This window comes from Hymenobacter elongatus, assembly GCF_004745955.1.
GTDB lineage: Bacteria > Bacteroidota > Bacteroidia > Cytophagales > Hymenobacteraceae > Hymenobacter > Hymenobacter elongatus.
The window spans coordinates 48,553-68,603 of record NZ_SRLD01000024.1; the positions used below are offsets into that span (position 1 = coordinate 48,553).

Genomic DNA, 20,051 nt, shown 5'->3' on the forward strand with positions numbered 1-20,051 from the left:
GTGAAGAAGTCCCGCCGTTGTGGGACTTTTTTGCGTGTTAAGGATTTTATGGTGCTTAGTGCTTAGTCGTTGGTGCTTGGTACTAAAGCGCGCGGAAAGAGCGAGCTTGCACCGACGACTAGCTATTCCGTAGCTGCTGCGCGGCAAAGCACCACTAACTAAGCACCATTACATGGGACTTTTCGATTTCTTTAAAAAAGATAAGGAGAACAAGGAACAGCAGGAGTCGCTGGACAAGGGGCTGGAGAAAACCAAAACCAACTTCTTCGATCAGCTGAGCAAAGCCGTAGTTGGTAAAACAACGGTGGATGAAGCGGTGCTCGACGACCTCGAAAGCGTGCTGGTGCATGCCGACGTGGGCATCGAAACCACGGTGAAGGTGATTGAGCGCATCGAGAAACGGGTGGCCCGCGACAAGTACGTGAGTACTTCGGAGCTGGACCGCATTCTGCGCGAGGAAATCGTGGGCTTGCTCTCCGATAATACTTCGGGCTCGATGGGCTTGCTCGACCGGGCCGACAATGCCGGTATGCCCTTCGTTATCATGGTAGTAGGCGTGAACGGCGTGGGCAAAACCACGACCATTGGCAAGCTGGCGCACCGCTTCCACTCGGCGGGTAAGAAAGTGGTGCTGGGCGCGGCCGATACGTTCCGCGCCGCCGCCGTCGATCAGCTCATCATCTGGGGGCAGCGCGTGGGCGTGCCCGTGGTGTCGCACGGCATGAACACCGACCCGGCGTCGGTGGCCTACGATGCGGTGCAGAAAGGCGTGGAAATGGGCGCCGATGTGGTTATCATTGATACGGCCGGCCGCCTGCACAACAAGGTGAACCTGATGAACGAGCTCAGCAAAATAAAGCGGGTGATGCAGAAGGTGATTCCGGATGCGCCCCACGAAGTGCTGCTGGTGCTGGATGGCAGCACGGGGCAGAATGCGTTTTTGCAGGCCAAAGAATTTACCAAAGCTACCGAGGTCACGGCCCTGGCTATTACCAAGCTCGATGGCACGGCCCGGGGCGGCGTTGTTATCGGCATCTCCGACCAGTTTAACATTCCGGTGCGCTACATCGGGGTGGGCGAGAAGATGACGGATTTGCAGCTATTTGACCGGCATACGTACGTCAACTCGCTGTTTTCGAAGAAATAGCAACCTAACAGGCTGTCAACTGGTGCCTGCGAAGGACCTTACCGCGCCGGAACGAATTGCTGGGACGAATTGTCGTTCAGAGCTAATCGGCCTGGTGGGTTGAGAAACTTCGCAAGCGCCGACTGACAGAAAGAAGAAGAACATGAAAGTAAGAAGCCAGCAGGCCAACAAAGTCAATGTCATTACGCTCGGGTGCTCCAAGAATCTGGTCGATTCGGAAGTGCTGATGGGGCAGTTGCAGGCCAATAATTTCCAGGTAACCCACGAGGCCGAGAAGTCGGATGCCAACATCGTGATTATTAACACCTGCGGCTTTATTGACAATGCCAAGCAGGAAAGCATCGACATGATTCTGCGCTATGCCGACGAAAAAGAGGCGGGCAAGCTGGATAAGCTCTACGTAACGGGGTGCCTGTCGCAGCGCTACAAGGACGATCTGGAAGCCGAAATTCCGCAGGTAGATGCCTATTTCGGCACCTTGGAGCTGCCGCAGCTGCTGAAAACGCTGGAGGCTGACTACAAGCATGAGCTGGTGGGCGAGCGGCTGCTGACCACGCCCCGCCACTACGCCTACTTCAAAATTGCGGAAGGCTGCAACCGGCCCTGCTCGTTCTGCGCCATTCCGCTGATGCGCGGCAAGCACGTCGACCGCTCGATTGAAGACCTGGTGAAGGAGGCCAAGCGCCTGGCTTCGATGGGTACCAAAGAGCTGATTCTTATTGCCCAGGACCTGACCTACTACGGCTTGGAGCACTACGGCGAGCGGAAACTGGCTGACCTGCTGCGCAACCTCTCCGACGTGAACGGCATCGACTGGATCCGGATGCAGTATGCGTATCCGTCGCAGTTTCCGCTGGAAGCGCTGGATGTGATGATGGAGCGGGAGAATATCTGTAAGTACCTGGATATGCCGCTGCAGCATATTTCGGATAGCCAGCTCAAGACCATGCGCCGCGGCATCAGCAAGCGCCGTACGGTGGAGCTGGTCGACACGATCCGGCAGCGGGTGCCCGGCATTGCGCTGCGCACCACTCTTATTGCGGGCCACCCCGGCGAAACGGAGCAGGATTTTGAGGAGCTGTACGACTTCGTGGAGAAAACCAAGTTCGAGCGCCTGGGCATTTTTACGTATTCGCACGAGGAAAGCACCCACTCGCACACGCTGGCCGACGACGTGCCGGCGGAGGTGAAGCAGAGCCGCGCCGACCAGATTATGGAGCTGCAACAAGGTATTTCGCTGGAGCTGAATGAGCAGAAGGTGGGCCAGACCTACAAAGTGCTGTTTGACCGCAAGGAAAGCGGCTACTTCGTGGGGCGCACCGAGTTCGACTCACCGGAGGTAGACAACGAAGTACTGGTGCCGGCTACGCCCGATACCTACGTGCCCATTGGCAGCTTCGCAACGGTGAAGATCAACGACGTGTCGGATTTTGACCTGTATGGCGAGCTGGTGAAATAGCCGGCCTTCGTGACTTGCCAGAAAGAACAAGAAAAGCTGCCCGCTCGGGCAGCTTTTCTTGTTTCGGCCCGTCGATGGCCGTAGCATGTGAGCTGGTAACACAGTCTCGGCTAGCAGGCGAGCCAAAACAGATTGGGGCGGCCGTGGTTTGACACCTATTCACGCCGGCTGGCCGCCGCGCCGACAGCCAAAGGTGCTGCGCGCGACGCCCATTATGGCCGGACCTCGCGGGAGTTCTGCGGTTTTTTTTCCGGACCTTGCACCGCCACTTGTACCCTTCCTCATGCCACTGCATTCTATCAGCTACGCCGACACGGGCGCGTTTTCGTCGTTTATTACCGATTATATCCGCCAGAATCCCGCATTAGCGTCCTATTATCACCGCTTTCCGACGCTGGCGGCATTTGCGGAGCAGTTGACCGAGAAGCAGGCAGCTTACACGCCCGAGGCCCGGCAACGGCTGGTGGCAGCCTTGCAGCAGCAATACAAAACCCTGGATGTGCCGCACCCGGCCGTGACGGCCAATCTGGCGCTGCTGGGCCAACAAACTACCTTTACCGTCACCACCGGCCACCAGCTCAACCTGCTCACGGGGCCGCTGTATTTTATCTATAAAATCGTAACGACCCTCAAGCTGTGCCAGCAGCTGAAGGCCGAATATCCGCAGTACGATTTCGTGCCGATGTACTGGATGGCCACGGAAGACCATGATTTCGCCGAAATCAACCACTTCCACTTGTTCGGCAAAAAGCACGAGTGGCAGTCGGAGCACGTGGGCGGGCCAGTGGGGCGCATGGCGCTCGATGGCCTGCAGGAGCAGATTCTGGACCTGCTGCCGGCCGATGTGCCGGCTGCTTTCCGGGCCGCTTACCAGGCCGGCGGCACGCTTACCGAGGCCACCCGCCACCTGACCCATGCGTTGTTCGGGGAGTTTGGGCTGGTGAGCATCGACGGCGATAGTGCGGCGCTGAAACAGGCGCTGGTGCCGGTGCTGGAGCGCGAAATTCGGGAGCAGGCTTCCAACACGGCGGTGCAAGCCACCAATGCCCACCTGGAGGCCTCGGGCTACAAGCCCCAGATCTACTCGCGGCCACTCAACCTGTTTTTTCTGACTACCGAAGGAAAGCGGGAGCGGATTGAGCGCGAAGGCGACTGTTTTGCCGTGCGCAACACTACGCTGTGCTACACCGAGGAGGAGCTGCTGACGCTGGCCCGGCAGCAACCCGAATGCTTTAGCCCGAATGTGGTGCTGCGGCCCCTGTACCAGGAGCTGCTGCTGCCCAACCTTTGCTACGTGGGTGGCGGCGCGGAAGTAGCCTACTGGTTCCAGCTCAAGCAGGTGTTTGATGACAACAGAGTGCCTTTTCCGATGCTGCTGCTCCGCAACTCGGCGCTGTACCTGGGCAAGGCCAACGCGGGCAAGCTGCGCAAGCTGGGCCTGACGCCGCTTGACGTGTTCCGGCCGCTGCCCGAGCTTAAGAAGCAGGTGGGCGCCACGCTGGGGCAGGAAGAAATCAGCCTGAGCCCGCAGCAGCAAACGGTGGCGGCAGCGTTCCAGCAAATAACCGATCTGGCCCAGCGCCTCGACCCCACGCTGGTGAAAACCGTGGCGGCCGAAGCCCAGAAAGTCATTGGCGGCCTGGCCGGGCTGGAAAAGCGCCTCAGCAAGGCGGCCGAAGCCAAGCACGACACGGCTTATTCCCAGCTCACGACCGTGAAGGACAAGTTGTTTCCCAACGGTGAGCTGCAGGAGCGCGTCGATAACGTATTGTCTATTCTGATTAATAACCCCGGCTTTGTTGCGCAGCTGCTGGCTGCTTTCGAGCCGCTGGCCTTGGAATTTGCCGTGGTGGAGGAAGAATAAGCTGCCAGAGCGGATCCTTAGGTTGTGGCAGGCGCATCCGGTAGTTCCGGGTGCGCCTGTTCTGCGTTATATTGCTCCAGATTTTATCCGGTTCCACGACTACTTATGTCCTCTTATTCCTGGTTGAAGATTCTGGCACTGCCCGCTTTCTTGTTGCCGGCCACTACACGGGCCCAAGTCATTTCCGGTAAAATTCTTGACGCCAAAACCCACGCGGTGCTGCCCTTCGTCAACATCGGGGTGCTGCACAAAAGCGTGGGCACGGTGGCTGATGCGCAAGGTGCTTACCACCTAAGCGTGGCCTCGGTGTCGGCCCACGACACCATTCGGGTGTCGGGCCTGGGCTTTCGGCCGCGGCTGCTGCGGGTGCAGGAGCTGCAGCAGCAGCCCACCGTGGAGCTGAGCCCCGAAGCCGTGCTGCTGCGCGAGGTGAAGGTGAAAGCCAAAGGGTTCTATAAGCGCACCCATCTGCTGGGGTTCAAAAACCCGGACGCCAGTGGCACGCTCACCATGTCATCGAATGATCTGGGAACCGAAATCGGGTCGGTTATCAACTTGAGCCGCCGGCCCACGCGGGTGGTGAATGCCAACTTCAACGTGGCCTACAACCACAGCGGCCCGCTGACCTTTCGGGTGAATATGTACCGGCTGCGGCCCGATGGCAAACCCTCGGAGGAAAAGCTGCTGCGCCGCGACGTCATCGTAACGTTCGGCAGTGAGAAAGGCACGATCAGCGTGGATTTGACGCCCGACCAACTGATTCTGGACGAGGATTTTATGCTGGCCCTGGAGTGGATTGACGGCCCGAACCAGGCCCAGGTGAAATCGAATCTGGCCTTTGTGGCGGGGCTGGGCTATGCTAACAACGATTTTTACCTGCGCCAAACCAGCCAAGCTACTTGGGAACGGACTTCGGTGGGAGCGGTGCTGGCTGGTATGCAGCCCAAAATCAGCTTTTACGTGACGGTGCAGGATTAATAGACTTGCTACTAATACGGTATCTTCGAATGAACCTGGTTGTTATATGCTGAAGAGTGAATTGCGCCGGCAAATGCTGGCCTGGCGGCGGGCCCTGTCGGATCTGGAGTTGGTGGCCCGCAGCCGGCAGGTAGCGGCGCAGTTGTTTAAGGAAACGTACCTGACGCAGCTGGGCACTGTGCATGTCTTTCTGCCCATTCAGCGGCAGCGGGAACTGGATACCTGGGAAATCATTCGCCGTTTCTGGCGCGACTTTCCGGCGGTGCGCATGGTGGTGCCCGTGATGCAGAAAGATGGCGTAACGTTGCGCCACTACCTATTGACGCCCGATACGGAGCTGGTCGAAAACTCCTGGGACGTGCCAGAGCCGTTGCACGCCGAGGAAGTAATGCCCCAGGAGCTGGATGCCGTGCTGGTGCCGCTGCTGGCCTTCGACGAAGCCGGCCACCGCGTGGGCTACGGCAAGGGCTTCTACGACCGTTTTCTACGGCAGTGTCGTCCCGATGTGCTGCTCATTGGCTTGTCGGTGGAAGACCCCGTGCCGCGTATCGCCGATGCCTGGGAAGGCGACGTGCGCCTGCATGCCTGCGTGACACCGGGCAAGATCTGGCGTTTCGGCCGGCCGGCTGATACCGGAATGTAGGGTGGAGCTGACTTGCTTGAACCGATAAGTGTGAGCAGTAAGTTTGTCAAATCCTCCTTTCTGTTCTTGCCAGCTTACTTGTATAAGCGCGCTAGTTCTGAGCGGGTGCTACCTGCATGATGCGCGCCTGACCCCAGGGCGCTACGCTCACGCGCACGAGCAAGGGCTGCCGGGTAGCTGATTTTTCCAGGGACAAGCCGGTCTTTTCCGGCACGTAATACCGTTCCAGCCCAAAGCGCAGCCGGATGCCGTGGGCCCAGCTATCCGTGACCCAGCCGCGCAGAACTACTTGATGTGCGTCGGCGGCTGGCTCGGTGCTATACACGCCCGCTGCCTCGTATGCTCCGCGCAGTGGCTGAAGCAGCACGTACACCGGCTGCCCCGCCTGCGGCGGCTGCGGGCCGTGCCACAGGCGCGCCGGCACTTGGCTAATGGTATAGTTCAGCCGCACATAGTCGCCGAAAAGCAGGTCGCGCGGGTCGACGGGCGTGGTGCGCAACACAACGACGCGGCCAAATGCCGTGGTGGCATAACCCGCCCCGGCCACGGCCAGAATAAAAAGCACCTGCGCCGCTAGGGCTGCCCATAGCAGCCGGCGACGCGTAAAAAAAGAAGGAGAGGGAGCCATCATACGGCTATTCGGGAAGCTTGGAAGACAACGACTGCGCGTTTTTGCGGCGCAGATACGAGCTCAGACCCAGCAGTAGCGCGCCGCCCACCAGGAAAAACAGCGACTTATCCATGAATGCCCACGTCAGCTTGAAATAGGCCACCATCGTCGTCAGGATGAAGAGCACCGTGCCCAGCGTGACGCGGTCAGCGTTATTTTCCTGGTGGCCGCGCCACAGCACGGTGCCCGAATAGGCATAGAGCACCACCAGCGTGGCAATGGCCAGCGCTAGGCCGCCGTGCAAATAGAAGCCCGGTAGCAGCAGCAGCCAATCGGTGGCGCTGCTCAGGCGGCCCCGCTGGTATTTGCCCGCCACCGACAGGCCCAACACCAGCACCAAGGCGCTGCTATACGCCAGAAACGGCGGCCGTAGCAGGCCCGCGTAGGTATCGGCTTCTCCATACAAAGCCAGTCCCAGGGTAAAGAGAAAAGCGGCTACCAGCGGCGGAGCCTGCAAGGCCCGGCCAGCCGGCCGGTCGGTTTGCCAGTCGCCCACGGCGTAGATGAGCATGGCCGGGATGAAGAACCAAGTGATTTTAGCGTTTAAGTGGCTGACAAGCAGCCCAGCCTGCCAGAGCAAGCCACTGGCCAGCACGGTAGCCAGCACCGCATCGGGCTGCCGCCACCAATAATAGCCCAGCCCAACAATAGCCAGGGCAGCGGTGAAATAGCTGAACCCCCCAAGCTGGCCGGTGCTGTAGCCCTGCACAATGCCCCCGATGCAGGCGGTGAGAATAAACAGGAAGCGGCTGCGGTAGAGGTAGGTAAGCACCGTGCCGGCCAGCGCCCAGGCCAGCAGCCCCGACGCGTCGTAGCCGATGAGCTGGTACATCTGGCTGGTGAGCACGATTCCGGCTCCGAACAGAAGCAGTCCCAGGCCCACCAGGCCCATGCCCAGGGAGGCGTTGCCCCGGCGCAGAAAATACTCGCCCGTAGCGTAGGCACCGCTCAGGCTGCCGAGCAGCAGCAGCAGCCGGAGCCACTCGGGCAGGCCCTGCCAGTTGGCGGCCACCAGGCTAAGGGCGCTGAGGCCCACGAGCAGGCTGCCCAGCAGCGGCAGCAGCCCCACCACCCGCTCATCCGACGGGTATAAGGCGAGCAGCCGCTGGTGCTGCTCGGGCGTAATAATGCCCTTGTGCACCCACTCGCGCCCTTCAGTTTCGAGCATCTTTCTACTCATACTTATTGCCTGGTTCTCTCGTAGTTGTTTGGTCCCTGCTACAGCATGCAGCTAGTAGTCGGGTTTGCGGGCCCGCGTCATTTCGCGCTTGCCGGGCGGGCCGGGAATCTTCTCTACCAGCCAGCCCGCCGCTTTGAGGCTACGCCGAAAGCTGCCTTTGGCGCAGTAGCTCACCAGCACGCCGCCGGTAGCCGTAGCCTCGTAGAGCTGGGTAAACACTGCATCCGTCCACATATCGGGTTGCTTCTCAGGGGCGAAGGCGTCGAAATACACCACATCATACTGGTTGGCCGGCAAAGTAGTGTCCTGTAAGCTGCCGTGCATCTTACGCAGCGTGAAGCCCGCTGTCAGCCCAACCGGCTCATCCCAGGCCGCACCATGCAGCTGCTCGTGGTAGGCCCGCAGCTCGGGGTTCAGCACGTAGCGCTCCACGCCCAGGCTCCGGATGACGGCCGGCGGCAGGGGAGATTTTTCCAGCGTGTCGTAGTCGATGCCGGCGTTGGCGCTTAGGCTGCGCTGCAACGTCAGCAGGGCATTCAGGCCGGTGCCAAAACCAATTTCCAGCACCCGGACCCGCGTCTTGGCGGTGGTCAGCCGGGGCTCCAGGCCCGCGCCGAGGTACACGTGCTGCGCCTCCTGCAGGGCGCCGTGCGTGGAGTGGTAGTGCTCATCAAGAGCGGGTACATACAAGGTGCTGGAGCCGTCTGCTGTCGTCCGAACTTCTACTTTTACACCATCTTCTGTTTCGTACTGCATACCTGACTTCCTTCTGCTTATGGCCCGCGTAAAAGTAGCGTTACCCGATACATATTCGCTCACCGTCCAGATTCCGGTGCGCATCACCGACCTCAACTACGGCGGCCACCTCGGCAACGATGCCCTGCTGAGCTTGCTGCACGAAGCCCGCGTGCAGTTTTTGCACCACATGGGCCTCGTGGAGCTCGACACTGCTACGCGCACCGGCACCATTATGGCCGATGTAGCTATTGAGTACAAGGGCGAGGCTTTCTACGGCGACATCCTCCACATTCACCTCGCCGCCACCGACCTGCACACCTACGGCTTTGATGTCGTGTACTGGGTGAAAAACCAGGCCGACAAGGAAATAGCCCGCGCCAAAACCGGCATGCTCTGCTTCGACTACGCCGCGCGCAAGCTGCGCCGCCTGCCCGCCGAGTCGGAAGCCCGGCTGAGCGCGCCTGCCGCGCCGGCCCGGCTGCTGGAATAAGGCCCGGGCGGGCCCGTCGGTAAAGAATAGGGATAAGCCCATACGCATGGAACCCAACTGCTTGCCGCGTTGTATCTTTGCCCTATGATTCCTCTGACCGTACTTTCCAAGCGCGACATTCGCAAACTCACCCCCGACGAGCTCAAGGCCTTTATGGTGGAGCACGGCGAAAAGCCTTTCCGCGCCAAGCAGGTACAGGAGTGGATCTGGAAAAACACGGCGTCCTCGTTTGAGGAGATGAACAACATCTCGCTGGCCACCCGCGAGCTGCTGGCCCAGCATTTCGTCATCAACGCGGTGCAGGTGCAGGACCAGCAGCTTTCCAACGATGGCACCATCAAGTCGGCGTTCCGGCTGTATGACGGCAACATTGTGGAAGGCGTGCTCATTCCGCACGACACGCGCATGACGGCCTGCATTTCGTCGCAGGTGGGCTGCTCGCTCACCTGTAAGTTTTGCGCTACGGGCTACATGGAGCGCAAGCGCAACCTCGACGCGGCCGAAATCTACGACCAGGTGGTGCGCATCAAGGAGCAGTGCGAGGCCGAATACGGCACGCCGCTTACCAACATTGTGTATATGGGCATGGGCGAGCCGCTGCTCAACTACGCCAACGTGGTGAAAAGCGTGGAGCGCATCACCGCCCCCGATGGTTTGAACATGGCCCCGCGCCGCATCACCATCAGCACGGCCGGCATTGCCAAGATGATCAAGAAGCTGGCCGACGACGGCGTGAAGGCCAATCTGGCCCTGAGCCTGCACGCGCCCAACGATACGAAGCGCAACGAGATTATGCCCATCAACGAAGCCAATTCCCTGGCCGCGCTGAAGGAGGCCCTGCAGTATTATCACGAGAAAACCGGTCGCAAAGTCACCTACGAGTACATCGTATTCGATGGCTTCAACGACACGCTGGAAGACGCGGCCGAGCTATACGTCATCAGTAAGTGGCTGCCCTGCAAGGTGAACCTGATTGAGTATAACCCCATCGAAAACGCCAGCTACCAGAACGCCGAAGCCGACAAAATTACCGCGTTCCACAAGTTCCTGGCCGACCGGGGCGTGCAAACCAACATCCGCCGCTCGCGGGGCAAAGACATCGACGCCGCCTGCGGGCAGCTGGCCGTGAAGCAGAAAGCGGAAGTGGCGTAAGGACGTTTTTATAGCGAAGCTGTTTATGAATTTGCTCGAAACACGCTAAAACGTCCTGTCGACCATTCTGCGTATCAAGCAGCATGGTCGACAGGACGTTCTATTTTACCTCTTAACTAGCTTCAGAATGTAAAAAGCCCTTCGATTAGATTTAGAAGGGCTTTTTTGTGCGCCAGTGCCAGCTATGCTGCGGCGCTACAATCGCGCGGCGCCGTACACCCGGTCCATAGTTCGCTACAGTTCCAGCAGGCGCTTGAGGTTGTTGCCGTAGGCGGTGCCGGTTTCCAGGCAGGAGGCAGCCCGGTCGGTGAGCGTGACCAAGAACTTGCCGCTGAAGTAGCGTTGCAGGTTGTTGATGTACGTGGTGTTAATGAGGCATGAGCGGCTGATGCGCACGAAGTGGGCGGGCAGCTTTTCTTCCAGCGCCGCAATGGTGTAGCTCGTCAGGTGCTGCTGGCCCTGCACCGTGCGCAGCAGCACGTAGCGCTCCTGCGACTCGAAGTAGCTGATGTCGCTCAGCGGAATCAGCAGAATCTTGTCGCCCGACTTCACCGACAGGCTGCGCAGGGTTTCGGTCGGTTTCAGGTGGCGCAGAAACTGCCCCAGGTCGTTGAGGTTGACGCCCGCCGTGCGCTCCTGCTGAATGTGCCGCAGCCGCGTGATGGTCCGGGCCAGGCGGCTCGGGTCGAGCGGCTTGAGCAGGTAGTCAATAGCTCCGGCTTCGAAGGCCCGCACGGCATAGTGCTCGTGGGCGGTGGTGAAAATGACGATGGGCATCACTTCCAGCTGTGCCAGCAGCTCGAAGCCGGAAAGCAGCGGCAGCTCGATGTCGAGGATGACGACCTCGGGCCGCAGGGCGCGCACCAGGGCCTGGCCCTGCGCGCCGTCGGTGGCCTGGCCCACCACCTGCACGTCGGCGGGGTAGGCACTGAGCAAATTCGCCAGCCGCGCCAGCGCCTGCGGGTCGTGGTCAATCAGAACGGCTTCCATCGGTGGGGCGGTTGCGGGTGAAATTCGGGGCGCGCCGATGTTGCCGGGCAGGCAGCACCAGCGCGCCGGCTGGAATTACTTGGTAGCGTTCTGGCAGGCCAGCAGCATCTTCTTGGCCTGGTCTTCGCCCCAGCTAGGGTGCAGCGCCGAGGCCGGCTTGAAGGTGCCAAACTGCGCCAGCGACGCCTCCAGCACGGGCATGGCCTTCGCCGGACCGCCGCCGTACTCTTTGGGCGTGTAAAATAGGTTCTGGGCCTTCAGCAGCGTCACGCGCGGGTTGTTGGGGTTTATCTTCTGGGCCTTGTTCAGGCTCGACTCCACGATTTCGCCGTATTTCTCCCAGCGCTTCTCCGGGTCCACCTTGATGCGGGCGTTGGCAATGTTGGCGTGCAGCACTTCTATTTCCTCATTCTTGGGCTGCAGCTTGGCCGCTTGCTGGTAAAACTGGTCGGCTTTGTCCAGCAGCGCGTCTTTTTTGGCCGGGTCCTTTTCGGAAAAAGCCATCAGCGTGTTCACCAGCGAAGCATAGTAGGCAGGTAACCACGCCGATTTGTCGCTGAGGCTAAGGCGCTCGAAGTCGTTGGCGGTTTGCTGCACTTCGGCCATCGAGTGAGAGGTGGTGAACTTGGTCACCGTGGTTTCGAGGCCGGGTTGGGCGGCTTGCTGGGCTTGGCTGGCATAGCCGAGCGACAGTAGCAGGGCGAGGGTGAAGGTGGTGCGTTTCATACGAAATGAGGGTAAGGGTGAATGGATTTGGTTGAGCAATGTTGATAGACAAATGTGGGAGCTTTGCTGCAGGCTATCAATTACTTGCGGTTATACTTTATGCCGTTTGGTTATAAATTGCCGGCTGCGTAGCGGCGGTTTTGCAGCACTTTCGAACCGGGTTCAGCATCGTTGCCCGAGCTGCTCGTGGTGCTGCGTTCCTACTCACGCAGGCTTTCGGGGCGTTTGTACCAGCGGCCGGGCGGTTCGCCCGAAAAGCCTGGCGGCCGGCGGGTGGTGCCGGTAGTTTCGGGGCATCAATCCTCCTTACTGCCCTTGCCATGAAAGCGCTGTTTCTCTCGGCTGCCCTGCTTATTGCTTCCCTCAGCCACGCCCAAACCCAGCTGCACGGCCTCGTGACCGACAAGGCGGGCCAGGCCATTCCCGGGGCCAACGTGTACCTCAAAGACAATTTTGAAGGCACCTCCACCGACAGCCTGGGCCGATTTCGGCTGCGCACTCAGATCACCGGCCCGCACACGCTCGTGGTGTCGTCGGTGGGCTACACCAGCCAGGAGCGCAGCCTGCGCCTGGGCACCGATACCACCGCGCTCCGCCTCACGCTACCGGACGTGGCTAATCTGCTGGGCGGAGTCACTATTTCGGCGGGGCTGTTTGAGGCCGGCGACGGCACACGCATGACGGCGCTCAAGTTTATGGACATCGTGACTACCGCCGGGGCCGGGGCCGACATCACCAGCGTGATGCAGAACCTGCCGGGCACGGCCCGCGTGGGCGAGCAAGAAGGCCTGTTTGTGCGCGGCGGGGCAGCCAGTGAAACCAATACCCTCATCGACGGCATGATCGTGCAAAACCCGTTCTACAGCAGCATTCCGGACGTGGCCCAGCGCGGGCGCTTCGAGCCGGCTATGTTCAAAGGCACGGCTTTCAGCACCGGCGGCTACTCGGCCCAATACGGGCAGGCGCTTTCCTCGGTGCTGCTGCTCGACACCCAAGACAAGGTAAACGACGCCAACAAGCTCACCTTCGACGCCAACCTGGCCAACGCCGCGCTCAGCTACACCCACCACGGCTCCATCACGGGGCGCGTTTCGTACACCAACATGCAGCCCTACTTTGCCCTGATGCGCCAGACGCGCAGCTGGGCCAAGGCGCCGGAGGGCCTGGATGCCTCCATTACGGTGAAGGAAAAGCTCTCGGCCACCAGCAGCCTGAAGCTCTACGCCATGAGCAGCCACAGCAACTCCACCGTGAACCTGCCGACCTACGAGCGGCCCGCCGAGGTATATCCGCTGCGGCTGCGCAATCAGAACTACTTCACCACCAACTCTTACCAGCGGCTATTCGATGAAGGCAAGTGGGAGCTGAAAGCGGGTTTTTCCTACAGCCACAACTACGACTACATCAACGTGGCCGAGACCAAGTCGCTGGACCGCTACGACCGCCGCCTGCAGTACCGCACGGTGCTGACGCGCTACCTGAAGGGCAACCACGTGCTGCTGGCCGGGGCCGAAGTGCACCACATCCATATTACCAACGTGCTGGTCACGGCCAAGTATTCCCTGCGCGACTCCTACAAAGCTGCGTTTGCGGAGGGCGAGTTTCATCTGGGCCTGAAGCTGGCGGCCCGCGTGGGCGTGCGGGCCGAGCAGGCCGGTGTACTCGGGCGGGCCAACGCGGCACCGCGCCTGTCGGTGGCCTACCAGGTGGGAGCCCACAGCCAGGTGTCGGTGGCGGCTGGCCAGTTCTACCAGACGCCCGACAAGAACTACATCTACCGCAACCAGAAGCTGAACTTTGAGCAGGCCAACCACCTGATTTTGAACTTCCAGCACACGCACAACGACCGCACGTTTCGGGTGGAAGGCTACTACAAGCAGTACGCGCAGCTGGTGCGGGAGCAGGGCCTCGTGGGCTTCGACCCTGACCCCTACCGCCTCGTAACGGCCGCCACCGACAACAGCGGCTACGGCTACGCCCGCGGCCTCGACGTGTTCTTCCGCGACCAGAAAACCATCCGGCACGGCGACTTCTGGGTGTCCTATTCCTTGCTCGACACCAAGCGCCTGGCCGGCAACTTCGAGGCCCTGGCCACGCCTACCTATGCTTCCCGCCACAATGTGAGTCTGGTGTACAAGCAGTTTCTGCCCAAGCTGGGCGTATCGGTGGGCGGCACGCACCGCTACGCCAGCGGCCGGACCTACTTCGCCCACGAGGCTACCGAATTTCTGGGCGACAAGCTGCCGGCCTACCACAACCTGAGTTTGTCGCTGAGCAAAGTGCTATTCGTAAAGCGCAGCTACGTAGTGCTCTACACCACCGTCGACAATGTGCTGGGCACCCGCAACGTGTTCGGCTACCGCTATTCTACTGATGGCAAGTCGCGCACCCAGGTGCAGCCACCGGCCTACCGCACGGTATTCGCCGGCGTGTCCATTAGCTTAAGCAAATAGCTGTTGGCATTCCGGGCCGGTATGAGCACTGATTTCTATCTGCAAAGACAGAAATTAGTGCTCATACCGACCCGGAATGCCCCAAAACAGTCCTGCTGAGCCTGTCGAAGCATCTCTACCGTCACAGTAATCAGATTACTACGGCGGTAGAGATGCTTCGACAGGCTCAGCAGGACATATGGTTTGGCAATGGTCGCCCGGCAGATGCTTCGGCTGCCGCCAGTGCGCGTGGGCGGCGTTAGGCGGCCAGCTTCTGATTGGACTGGATACAGCGCAATAGCAATTCCTGCGCGCTCAGGCTGATGAAGTCCGTCAGGCTCAGCTGGTAGAGTTCGGCGAGTTTGGTGAGGCAGAGCAGGGAAAGCTGGGTGCGGCCCGACTCTTTCTTACTGTAGGCGGCCTGGCTGATGCCCAACTGGAAGGCCACGTATTCCTGGGGGTAGCCGTGAATTTCCCGCAGCTTGCGCACTTTGAGGAGGAAGGTGTTCATGGGGGAAGGGCAAATGAAGTGGATAGCGGAAAGCCCGGAGGGCGTTGACGCTCCGAAATAGGCTTTTCGCGCGTGCTGCCCCAACATGTTTCGCTCAATGCCCCGCTTTATACCGGCGAATACGTGTATACTTACGGCATCTGAAACGGGCGATTTGCCGGCCTTTCAGCCCTTCTGCTATGAGTCAGCCTCTCTGCTGCTATCTGATCGACGACGAACCAGCCGCCCGCGAGCTGCTGGCCAAGTACATTGCCCGCCTGCCCTATCTGACGCTGCTCGGGCAGGCCACCAACGCCGTAGACGCGCTGCTGGCCCTGGAGTCGCAACAGCCCGACCTGCTGTTTCTGGACGTGGAAATGCCCGAAATGACGGGCTTCGAGTTTATGCGGGTGCTGGCCGCCCAACGTCCCGGCCAGCGCCTGCCGGCCGTGATTATGGTGACGGCCTACCCGCAGTATGCCGTGGAAGGCTACGAGCACGAAGTAGTCGATTACCTGCTCAAACCCGCCTCCTTCGAGCGGTTTATGCGGGCCATCAACCGGGTAGCGCCCCGCCGCTCGGCCCCCGAAACCGACCTTGCCGCGCCCCCGGCCACAGTTCCGCTGGTGCGGGTAGCCGCGTCGGAACCCGTGCCGCCACTTCCGGAAGCGGAAGCGCCGACGGGTAAGACCAACTTTTTCCTGGTGAAGGAAGATAAAAAGCTGATTCGGCTGGAGCCCCAGGAAATCGTGTTTGTCGAGAGCCTCAAAGACTACCTGAACATCTACCTCGCTACCCGCACCATCACCACCCACATGACGCTGAGCAAGCTGGAAAGCCTGCTGCCGGCCTCCGAGTTCAGGCGCGTCAACCGCTCCTACCTGGTGCGGCTCGGGGCCATTAAGGAAATAGACGGCAACCTGATTACGACCACCGACGGCCGCCGCGTGCCGATTGGGGTCACCTACCGCGAGCGGGTGATGGAAGCCATGAAACACAACCTGATGTGAGCCTGCTACCGCCGATTCCGGTGCCGTCTGTGGCCGGGCTGTCCATCACCGGGCGGCGCGTGGGCCGGCACATGCTCCAATGGGCTGTGACGCTGCTGGTCGAATATTTCCTGGCTGCCCGCTTATTCAAAGACAACGCCCAGGTAGTGGGGCTGACCACCGCTTTCATGTTTTTCCAGACCATAGCGCTCTATTACTGGCTGGAATATTATGTGCTGCCGCGCTACCTGTTCCGGCTTCGGCCGCTGTGGCTGGCGGGGCATTTGCTGCTGGTGTTTTTCGGGGTGTATGTGGGCAGCTACCACCTTTTTCACTACCTGCAACCGCTCAGCAACGGTTTCGCGGCTCCGCTGCTCACCTACGTGGAGCGCATCTGGCAGCAGGTGCTGCGGCCCGCCGGCTGGCTGGGCTGTTTCACGTCCCTCACCGTGGCGCTCTGGAACTGCGGCTTCAGCCTGTTCATCGTCGCTATTCTGCTCAGCGCCAAGTTTGTGCGCGATATTGTGGTGGTTCAGAACCGGAACCTGCGCCTGGAAAGGGACCAGATAGCGCTGGAGCGTAGCAATCTGGAACTGGAGCTGAACTTTCTGAAAGCGCAGATCAACCCGCATTTCCTGTTCAATATTCTCAACAGCATCTACGTGCAGGTCGTGGACAGCAACGAGCCAGTGGCCGCGCAGGTGTTGCAGCTCTCCGATCTGATGCGCTATGGGCTCTACGAATCCAACCACAGCCGGGTGGAGCTGGGCCGGGAGCTGGAGTATATCAACAGCTACCTGCAGCTGGAAAAGTCACGCTACGGCACGCAGGCCGACATCCAGTTCGTGCGCTCCGGCAGTGGGGCTACTACGGGCTACATTGCCCCGCTGCTGCTTATTTCCTTCGTCGAAAACGCTTTTAAGCACGGCGTGAGCAAGGTGCGGGGCCGCAGCTTCGTGCACGTGCAGGCCGCCGTGCAGGAGGGTAGGCTGGAATTTTTGGTCGTCAACAGCGTACCGGCGGCCAGCCGGCCCGCTGCGGTGGCAGCCGGGGGCGTGGGGCTCAGTAACGTGCGCAAGCGGCTGGAACTGCTCTATCCCGGGCAGTACGCGCTTAGCCTAGAAGCCGGAGCGGAGCACTACACGGTTCGGCTGACGCTGAACCTGACCGCGCGGCCGGCCACGTAAAAGCGAGCTTGACCCCTCGGACCACCAAGCACGAAGGGCCGCTGGAAGTACTTCCGGCGGCCCTTGTCAGAGTACTCTATTTGATGCGCTCCAGCTTGAAGTAGCCCAGCGGCGCGCCCGGCGTGTATCCGACCACTATCGGCGTGGCGGGGGTGGTTGGTTGGTCAGAAGATGTGTACTCGAGGCCGCTGTCGGTGCCGGCATCGTAGAAAATGGCCGGAATGCGCCGGGTAGTAGCCCAGACGTTGCCGTTTTCCAGCAGGTTTTCCGCGTCGAGGGCGGCAAACCAGTCGGGGCTGGGCGCTATCATCGTTACCACCGTCACCACGGGGTGCTGCACATCCAGGCGGAGCGTATCGACGAGCAGGCCTGGCGAGGCGGTGGCGTTGCGGCCGTCGAGGAGGCGGAAGGCTTTTTGTTCGCCAATCAGCGCCTTGATTCCGGCCCGTAAAGCGGTGTTGTTGCCCAGCTCGGCCATATTCTTGATGCCGGGGCTGGCCGGAAAGCCGGCCCGGAACAAGCGCGCATCAACAGCCGGGCGGTGAGAAGCGCCGATCAGGGGCGAAAAGTGAGCCCCGGCAGGGTAGCTGCCCGGGTGCGTAGCGGCACTCCAGGTGGCTTCGAACGTAACGCGGTAGAGCGCCGTGGATTCGGGCGTGGGCTCCGGCAGCTTATCGTCGACGATCTTATTGCAGGAAGCTACGCCCGCTGCCAGCGCCAGAAATAGAAACTGCCTTTTCATAAGCCAAAAACTTCGTTCGTGTGCTGTACTAACGCAGCAGGAACGTCTTTTGGTTTGTGGTCGCAGGCTGAGTAGCAAGTATTTTATCGGCTACGCACCCCGGGCGGGCTGCCTGCTGCCGTAGCGGCCCCCACACGCAGCTTACGCCCGAAACCGGCCGGTGGAGCGAGGCCGGCCCGTGCTTATTTCCTCCTTCGACTCGCCCTCCGGCACCTCCCGCGTCTCGATGCGCACGGCGTGGGCCTTCGGCTGCACTTTTTGGCCAAAAGCATCGGCAAATTCCTGGGTGAACTCGGCCCCGAAAAAGATGATCAGCGACGAGTAGTTTACCCATACCAGCAGCACGATGGCCGAGCCGGCCGCTCCGTAGGTAGAGCCGGGGTCGGCTTTGGCGATGTAGAAGGCAATCAGGTACTTACCGATCAGAAAAAGCAGCGCGGTGATGAATGCTCCCACGCCTACGTCGCGCCAGCGTATGATGGCATCAGGCAGGAAGCGGTAAATCAGGGCGAAGAGCAGGGAGGTGATGAGCAGCGAAAGGCCGAAATCGACGAGGTGAATCACGACGATGGTAACCTCGGGTAGCAGGCGCTGCAGATAGTCGGTGAAAAAGCTCAGCATGGCGCTGATAACGAAGGAAACGAGCAGCAGCAGGGCCACGCTCAGAATGAGGCCGAAGGAGAGGAGCCGGTCGCGGATGAACTGCCAGAGGCCGTTGCGGGGCTTCACTTTCAGGTTCCAGATGTCGTTGATGCTCTCCTGCAGGGTTACGAAGAACGTGGTGGCCGCAAAAATCAGGGTGCCGATACCGATGACGGCGGCCAGGCCGCTACGCTCCTGCTTGTTGAACTCGGTGATACTATCCTGCATAAACTTGGCCGACTCGGCCCCTACCAGGCCGTTCATCTGGGCAAATACCTGGCCCGTGACGGCTTCATTGCCAAACAAGGTGCCCGCCACCGTGATGACGATGATGAGCAGCGGCGGCAGCGAGAAAATGGTGTAGTATGACAGCGCCGCCGCATGCCGGAACGAGTTGTTGACGATAAACTCGCTGGCGGTGGTTTTGAGGATGCTCAGGACGTCGGAAAAACGGTAGTGGGTAGCCATGGGGCAGAACGCTGGAAAGGATATGGTAGCAGTAGTACGGCCTGCGGCCGGTGACGTTTGGTTGAGCCAACCAAAACCATCCTATTTGCGCATAGTTGATAGCTTTGCCGGGGCACGCTGCCCTTCCTGTTACTCCCACTCTATGCCTCTCGTTCCCGCTACTCCGAACTTCCTGCCCGGTGCCGCCATTGTTCTGCTGCTTGGCGCAGCCAGCGCCTGCGGCCCCACCAAAGGCCTGACGACCAGCCCGGCCCCCATCACTGGTGTAGCGGCGGCTGGTCTCGTTGCGTATCCGGCCGCGGCGGGCTTCGACCAGGCTGGTTCCGATGCCCGCGCCCTGGCCTGGGCCGATACCGTGATGCGGCAGATGGGCGGCTATGCGGCCTGGCAGCAAACGCGCCTGCTGGGTTGGGACTTTCTCGACGGCTCCTATCAGCTCTGGGACAAGCAAACCGGCGACTTCCGCTGGCAGAAAGACACGCTGGTGGCCGTCTATAATCTCGGCGCCAAACAAGGCAAGGCGTTCAGCAAAGGCCAGGACATTTCGGCGTCGGAGAAGGGCAAAAAGCTACTCGACCGGATGTATCCTATCTGGGTCAACAACTCCTGGTGGTTGCTGATGCCCTTTAAGCTCAAAGACTCGGGTGTGACGCTAACCTACAAAGGGGCGGGCCAGCTCATGGATGGCACTCCGGCCCAGGTGCTCACGATGACGTTCAAGAACGTGGGCGTGACACCCGACAACAAGTACGAAGTCTATATCAGCCCCACAACCAAGCTGGTGGAAGAGTGGGCATATTTCCCCAAAGCCACCGATGCCCAGCCCGCTTTCCGCCGCCGCTGGACCGAGTACCGCCCCTACAACACTCTGCTGCTAGCCGCCGACCGCACCGATGGCAAGGACGGTCGCCGTCTAAACCACATCACGGCCCGCGCCACGGTGCCCGCCAACGTGATGCAGAACCCGCAGCCCATCGCCCGACTGGAGTAAGGATAGTAGAGCGTGTTTGGAATATCGATATTCCTGTCATGCTTCGACTTTGCTCAGCATGACAGGAGTGGCT

At 60.4% G+C, this 20,051-nt stretch carries 19 protein-coding genes; 11 read left to right on the forward strand and 8 right to left on the reverse strand.

Annotation, left to right across the window (positions count from 1 at the left end; all coding sequences use genetic code 11):
* The first annotated feature begins 172 nt into the window (after positions 1-172).
* From ftsY to E5J99_RS13040, 5 genes are all read left to right on the forward strand, one after another.
* Complete coding sequence (ftsY, locus tag E5J99_RS13020; RefSeq protein ID WP_135498245.1) at positions 173-1,147, forward strand: signal recognition particle-docking protein FtsY; 975 nt, start codon at positions 173-175, stop codon at positions 1,145-1,147.
* 142 nt (positions 1,148-1,289) lie between these two features.
* A complete protein-coding gene (gene rimO / locus E5J99_RS13025) occupies positions 1,290-2,606 on the forward strand; it encodes a 30S ribosomal protein S12 methylthiotransferase RimO (protein ID WP_135498246.1) in 1,317 nt (438 codons plus the stop codon).
* 283 nt (positions 2,607-2,889) lie between these two features.
* Positions 2,890-4,470, forward strand: a complete 1,581-nt coding sequence (gene bshC / locus E5J99_RS13030; protein WP_135498247.1) for a bacillithiol biosynthesis cysteine-adding enzyme BshC — start codon at positions 2,890-2,892, stop codon at positions 4,468-4,470.
* Between the two features lie 105 nt (positions 4,471-4,575).
* Positions 4,576-5,448, forward strand: coding sequence for a carboxypeptidase-like regulatory domain-containing protein (locus E5J99_RS13035; RefSeq protein ID WP_135498248.1), 873 nt, complete (start codon positions 4,576-4,578; stop codon positions 5,446-5,448).
* Between the two features lie 46 nt (positions 5,449-5,494).
* Positions 5,495-6,091, forward strand: coding sequence for a 5-formyltetrahydrofolate cyclo-ligase (locus E5J99_RS13040; protein WP_135498249.1), 597 nt, complete (start codon positions 5,495-5,497; stop codon positions 6,089-6,091).
* A 91-nt stretch (positions 6,092-6,182) separates the two neighbouring features.
* On the opposite strand, the gene E5J99_RS13045 is transcribed toward E5J99_RS13040, so the two are convergent.
* The 3 genes from E5J99_RS13045 to mnmD all read right to left on the reverse strand — a co-directional run bounded on the left by E5J99_RS13045 (position 6,183) and on the right by mnmD (position 8,697).
* The gene (locus E5J99_RS13045) at positions 6,183-6,722 is read right to left on the reverse strand and encodes a GDYXXLXY domain-containing protein (protein WP_210114446.1); all 540 of its coding nucleotides are present in this window, start codon (positions 6,720-6,722) and stop codon (positions 6,183-6,185) included.
* 4 nt (positions 6,723-6,726) lie between these two features.
* Positions 6,727-7,929, reverse strand: coding sequence for a DUF2157 domain-containing protein (locus tag E5J99_RS13050; RefSeq protein WP_167852114.1), 1,203 nt, complete (start codon positions 7,927-7,929; stop codon positions 6,727-6,729).
* Between the two features lie 63 nt (positions 7,930-7,992).
* Entirely contained in the window at positions 7,993-8,697 is a 705-nt protein-coding gene (gene mnmD, locus E5J99_RS13055; RefSeq protein WP_135498251.1) for a tRNA (5-methylaminomethyl-2-thiouridine)(34)-methyltransferase MnmD, read from the reverse strand.
* A gap of 19 nt (positions 8,698-8,716) precedes the next feature.
* Between mnmD and E5J99_RS13060 the strand changes: the two genes are divergently transcribed.
* A complete protein-coding gene (locus E5J99_RS13060) occupies positions 8,717-9,169 on the forward strand; it encodes a thioesterase family protein (protein WP_135498252.1) in 453 nt (150 codons plus the stop codon).
* A gap of 84 nt (positions 9,170-9,253) precedes the next feature.
* Entirely contained in the window at positions 9,254-10,321 is a 1,068-nt protein-coding gene (rlmN, locus tag E5J99_RS13065) for a 23S rRNA (adenine(2503)-C(2))-methyltransferase RlmN (protein WP_135498253.1), read from the forward strand.
* Positions 10,322-10,555: 234 nt separating this feature from the next.
* Here the strand turns inward: rlmN and E5J99_RS13070 are convergent, their stop codons facing one another.
* Together E5J99_RS13070 and E5J99_RS13075 are read right to left on the reverse strand one after the other, a co-directional pair.
* Positions 10,556-11,311, reverse strand: coding sequence for a LytR/AlgR family response regulator transcription factor (locus tag E5J99_RS13070; protein ID WP_135498254.1), 756 nt, complete (start codon positions 11,309-11,311; stop codon positions 10,556-10,558).
* A gap of 75 nt (positions 11,312-11,386) precedes the next feature.
* Positions 11,387-12,037 (reverse strand): hypothetical protein, encoded by a 651-nt coding sequence (locus E5J99_RS13075; RefSeq protein ID WP_135498255.1) that lies wholly within the window; start codon positions 12,035-12,037, stop codon positions 11,387-11,389.
* A 320-nt stretch (positions 12,038-12,357) separates the two neighbouring features.
* Between E5J99_RS13075 and E5J99_RS13080 the strand changes: the two genes are divergently transcribed.
* Entirely contained in the window at positions 12,358-14,490 is a 2,133-nt protein-coding gene (locus E5J99_RS13080) for a TonB-dependent receptor (RefSeq protein WP_135498256.1), read from the forward strand.
* A gap of 238 nt (positions 14,491-14,728) precedes the next feature.
* Here E5J99_RS13080 and E5J99_RS13085 read toward each other — a convergent pair whose 3' ends face one another.
* A complete protein-coding gene (locus E5J99_RS13085) occupies positions 14,729-14,980 on the reverse strand; it encodes a helix-turn-helix domain-containing protein (protein WP_135498257.1) in 252 nt (83 codons plus the stop codon).
* Positions 14,981-15,159: 179 nt separating this feature from the next.
* On the opposite strand from E5J99_RS13085, the gene E5J99_RS13090 reads away from it, so the two are divergent.
* Complete coding sequence (locus E5J99_RS13090) at positions 15,160-15,969, forward strand: LytR/AlgR family response regulator transcription factor (RefSeq protein WP_135498258.1); 810 nt, start codon at positions 15,160-15,162, stop codon at positions 15,967-15,969.
* Positions 15,966-17,135 (forward strand): sensor histidine kinase, encoded by a 1,170-nt coding sequence (locus E5J99_RS13095; RefSeq protein ID WP_135498259.1) that lies wholly within the window; start codon positions 15,966-15,968, stop codon positions 17,133-17,135. The genes E5J99_RS13090 and E5J99_RS13095 overlap by 4 nt, the downstream gene beginning before the upstream one ends.
* Before the next feature lie 76 nt (positions 17,136-17,211).
* On the opposite strand, the gene E5J99_RS13100 is transcribed toward E5J99_RS13095, so the two are convergent.
* Positions 17,212-17,877, reverse strand: coding sequence for a spondin domain-containing protein (locus E5J99_RS13100; RefSeq protein WP_135498260.1), 666 nt, complete (start codon positions 17,875-17,877; stop codon positions 17,212-17,214).
* Positions 17,878-18,018: 141 nt separating this feature from the next.
* Positions 18,019-18,987 carry a YihY/virulence factor BrkB family protein gene (locus E5J99_RS13105; RefSeq protein WP_135498261.1) on the reverse strand — a complete coding sequence of 323 codons (969 nt, stop codon included), beginning with the start codon at positions 18,985-18,987 and terminating at the stop codon, positions 18,019-18,021.
* Positions 18,988-19,129: 142 nt separating this feature from the next.
* Here E5J99_RS13105 and E5J99_RS13110 point away from each other — a divergent pair, with 142 nt between their 5' ends.
* Entirely contained in the window at positions 19,130-19,978 is an 849-nt protein-coding gene (locus E5J99_RS13110; protein WP_135498262.1) for a hypothetical protein, read from the forward strand.
* The last annotated feature ends 73 nt before the right edge of the window (positions 19,979-20,051 follow it).

Coding starts and splice junctions, on each gene's coding strand:
- E5J99_RS13110 (WP_135498262.1), top strand. CDS start 19,130: ATGCCTCTCGTTCCCGCTACTCCGAACTTCCTGCCCGGTGCCGCCATT.
- E5J99_RS13045 (WP_210114446.1), bottom strand. CDS start 6,722: ATGATGGCTCCCTCTCCTTCTTTTTTTACGCGTCGCCGGCTGCTATGG.
- E5J99_RS13040 (WP_135498249.1), top strand. CDS start 5,495: ATGCTGAAGAGTGAATTGCGCCGGCAAATGCTGGCCTGGCGGCGGGCC.
- E5J99_RS13100 (WP_135498260.1), bottom strand. CDS start 17,877: ATGAAAAGGCAGTTTCTATTTCTGGCGCTGGCAGCGGGCGTAGCTTCC.
- mnmD (WP_135498251.1), bottom strand. CDS start 8,697: ATGCAGTACGAAACAGAAGATGGTGTAAAAGTAGAAGTTCGGACGACA.
- E5J99_RS13090 (WP_135498258.1), top strand. CDS start 15,160: ATGAGTCAGCCTCTCTGCTGCTATCTGATCGACGACGAACCAGCCGCC.
- E5J99_RS13085 (WP_135498257.1), bottom strand. CDS start 14,980: ATGAACACCTTCCTCCTCAAAGTGCGCAAGCTGCGGGAAATTCACGGC.
- E5J99_RS13035 (WP_135498248.1), top strand. CDS start 4,576: ATGTCCTCTTATTCCTGGTTGAAGATTCTGGCACTGCCCGCTTTCTTG.
- E5J99_RS13105 (WP_135498261.1), bottom strand. CDS start 18,987: ATGGCTACCCACTACCGTTTTTCCGACGTCCTGAGCATCCTCAAAACC.
- rimO (WP_135498246.1), top strand. CDS start 1,290: ATGAAAGTAAGAAGCCAGCAGGCCAACAAAGTCAATGTCATTACGCTC.
- rlmN (WP_135498253.1), top strand. CDS start 9,254: ATGATTCCTCTGACCGTACTTTCCAAGCGCGACATTCGCAAACTCACC.
- E5J99_RS13075 (WP_135498255.1), bottom strand. CDS start 12,037: ATGAAACGCACCACCTTCACCCTCGCCCTGCTACTGTCGCTCGGCTAT.
- E5J99_RS13070 (WP_135498254.1), bottom strand. CDS start 11,311: ATGGAAGCCGTTCTGATTGACCACGACCCGCAGGCGCTGGCGCGGCTG.
- E5J99_RS13060 (WP_135498252.1), top strand. CDS start 8,717: ATGGCCCGCGTAAAAGTAGCGTTACCCGATACATATTCGCTCACCGTC.
- bshC (WP_135498247.1), top strand. CDS start 2,890: ATGCCACTGCATTCTATCAGCTACGCCGACACGGGCGCGTTTTCGTCG.
- ftsY (WP_135498245.1), top strand. CDS start 173: ATGGGACTTTTCGATTTCTTTAAAAAAGATAAGGAGAACAAGGAACAG.
- E5J99_RS13080 (WP_135498256.1), top strand. CDS start 12,358: ATGAAAGCGCTGTTTCTCTCGGCTGCCCTGCTTATTGCTTCCCTCAGC.
- E5J99_RS13050 (WP_167852114.1), bottom strand. CDS start 7,929: ATGCTCGAAACTGAAGGGCGCGAGTGGGTGCACAAGGGCATTATTACG.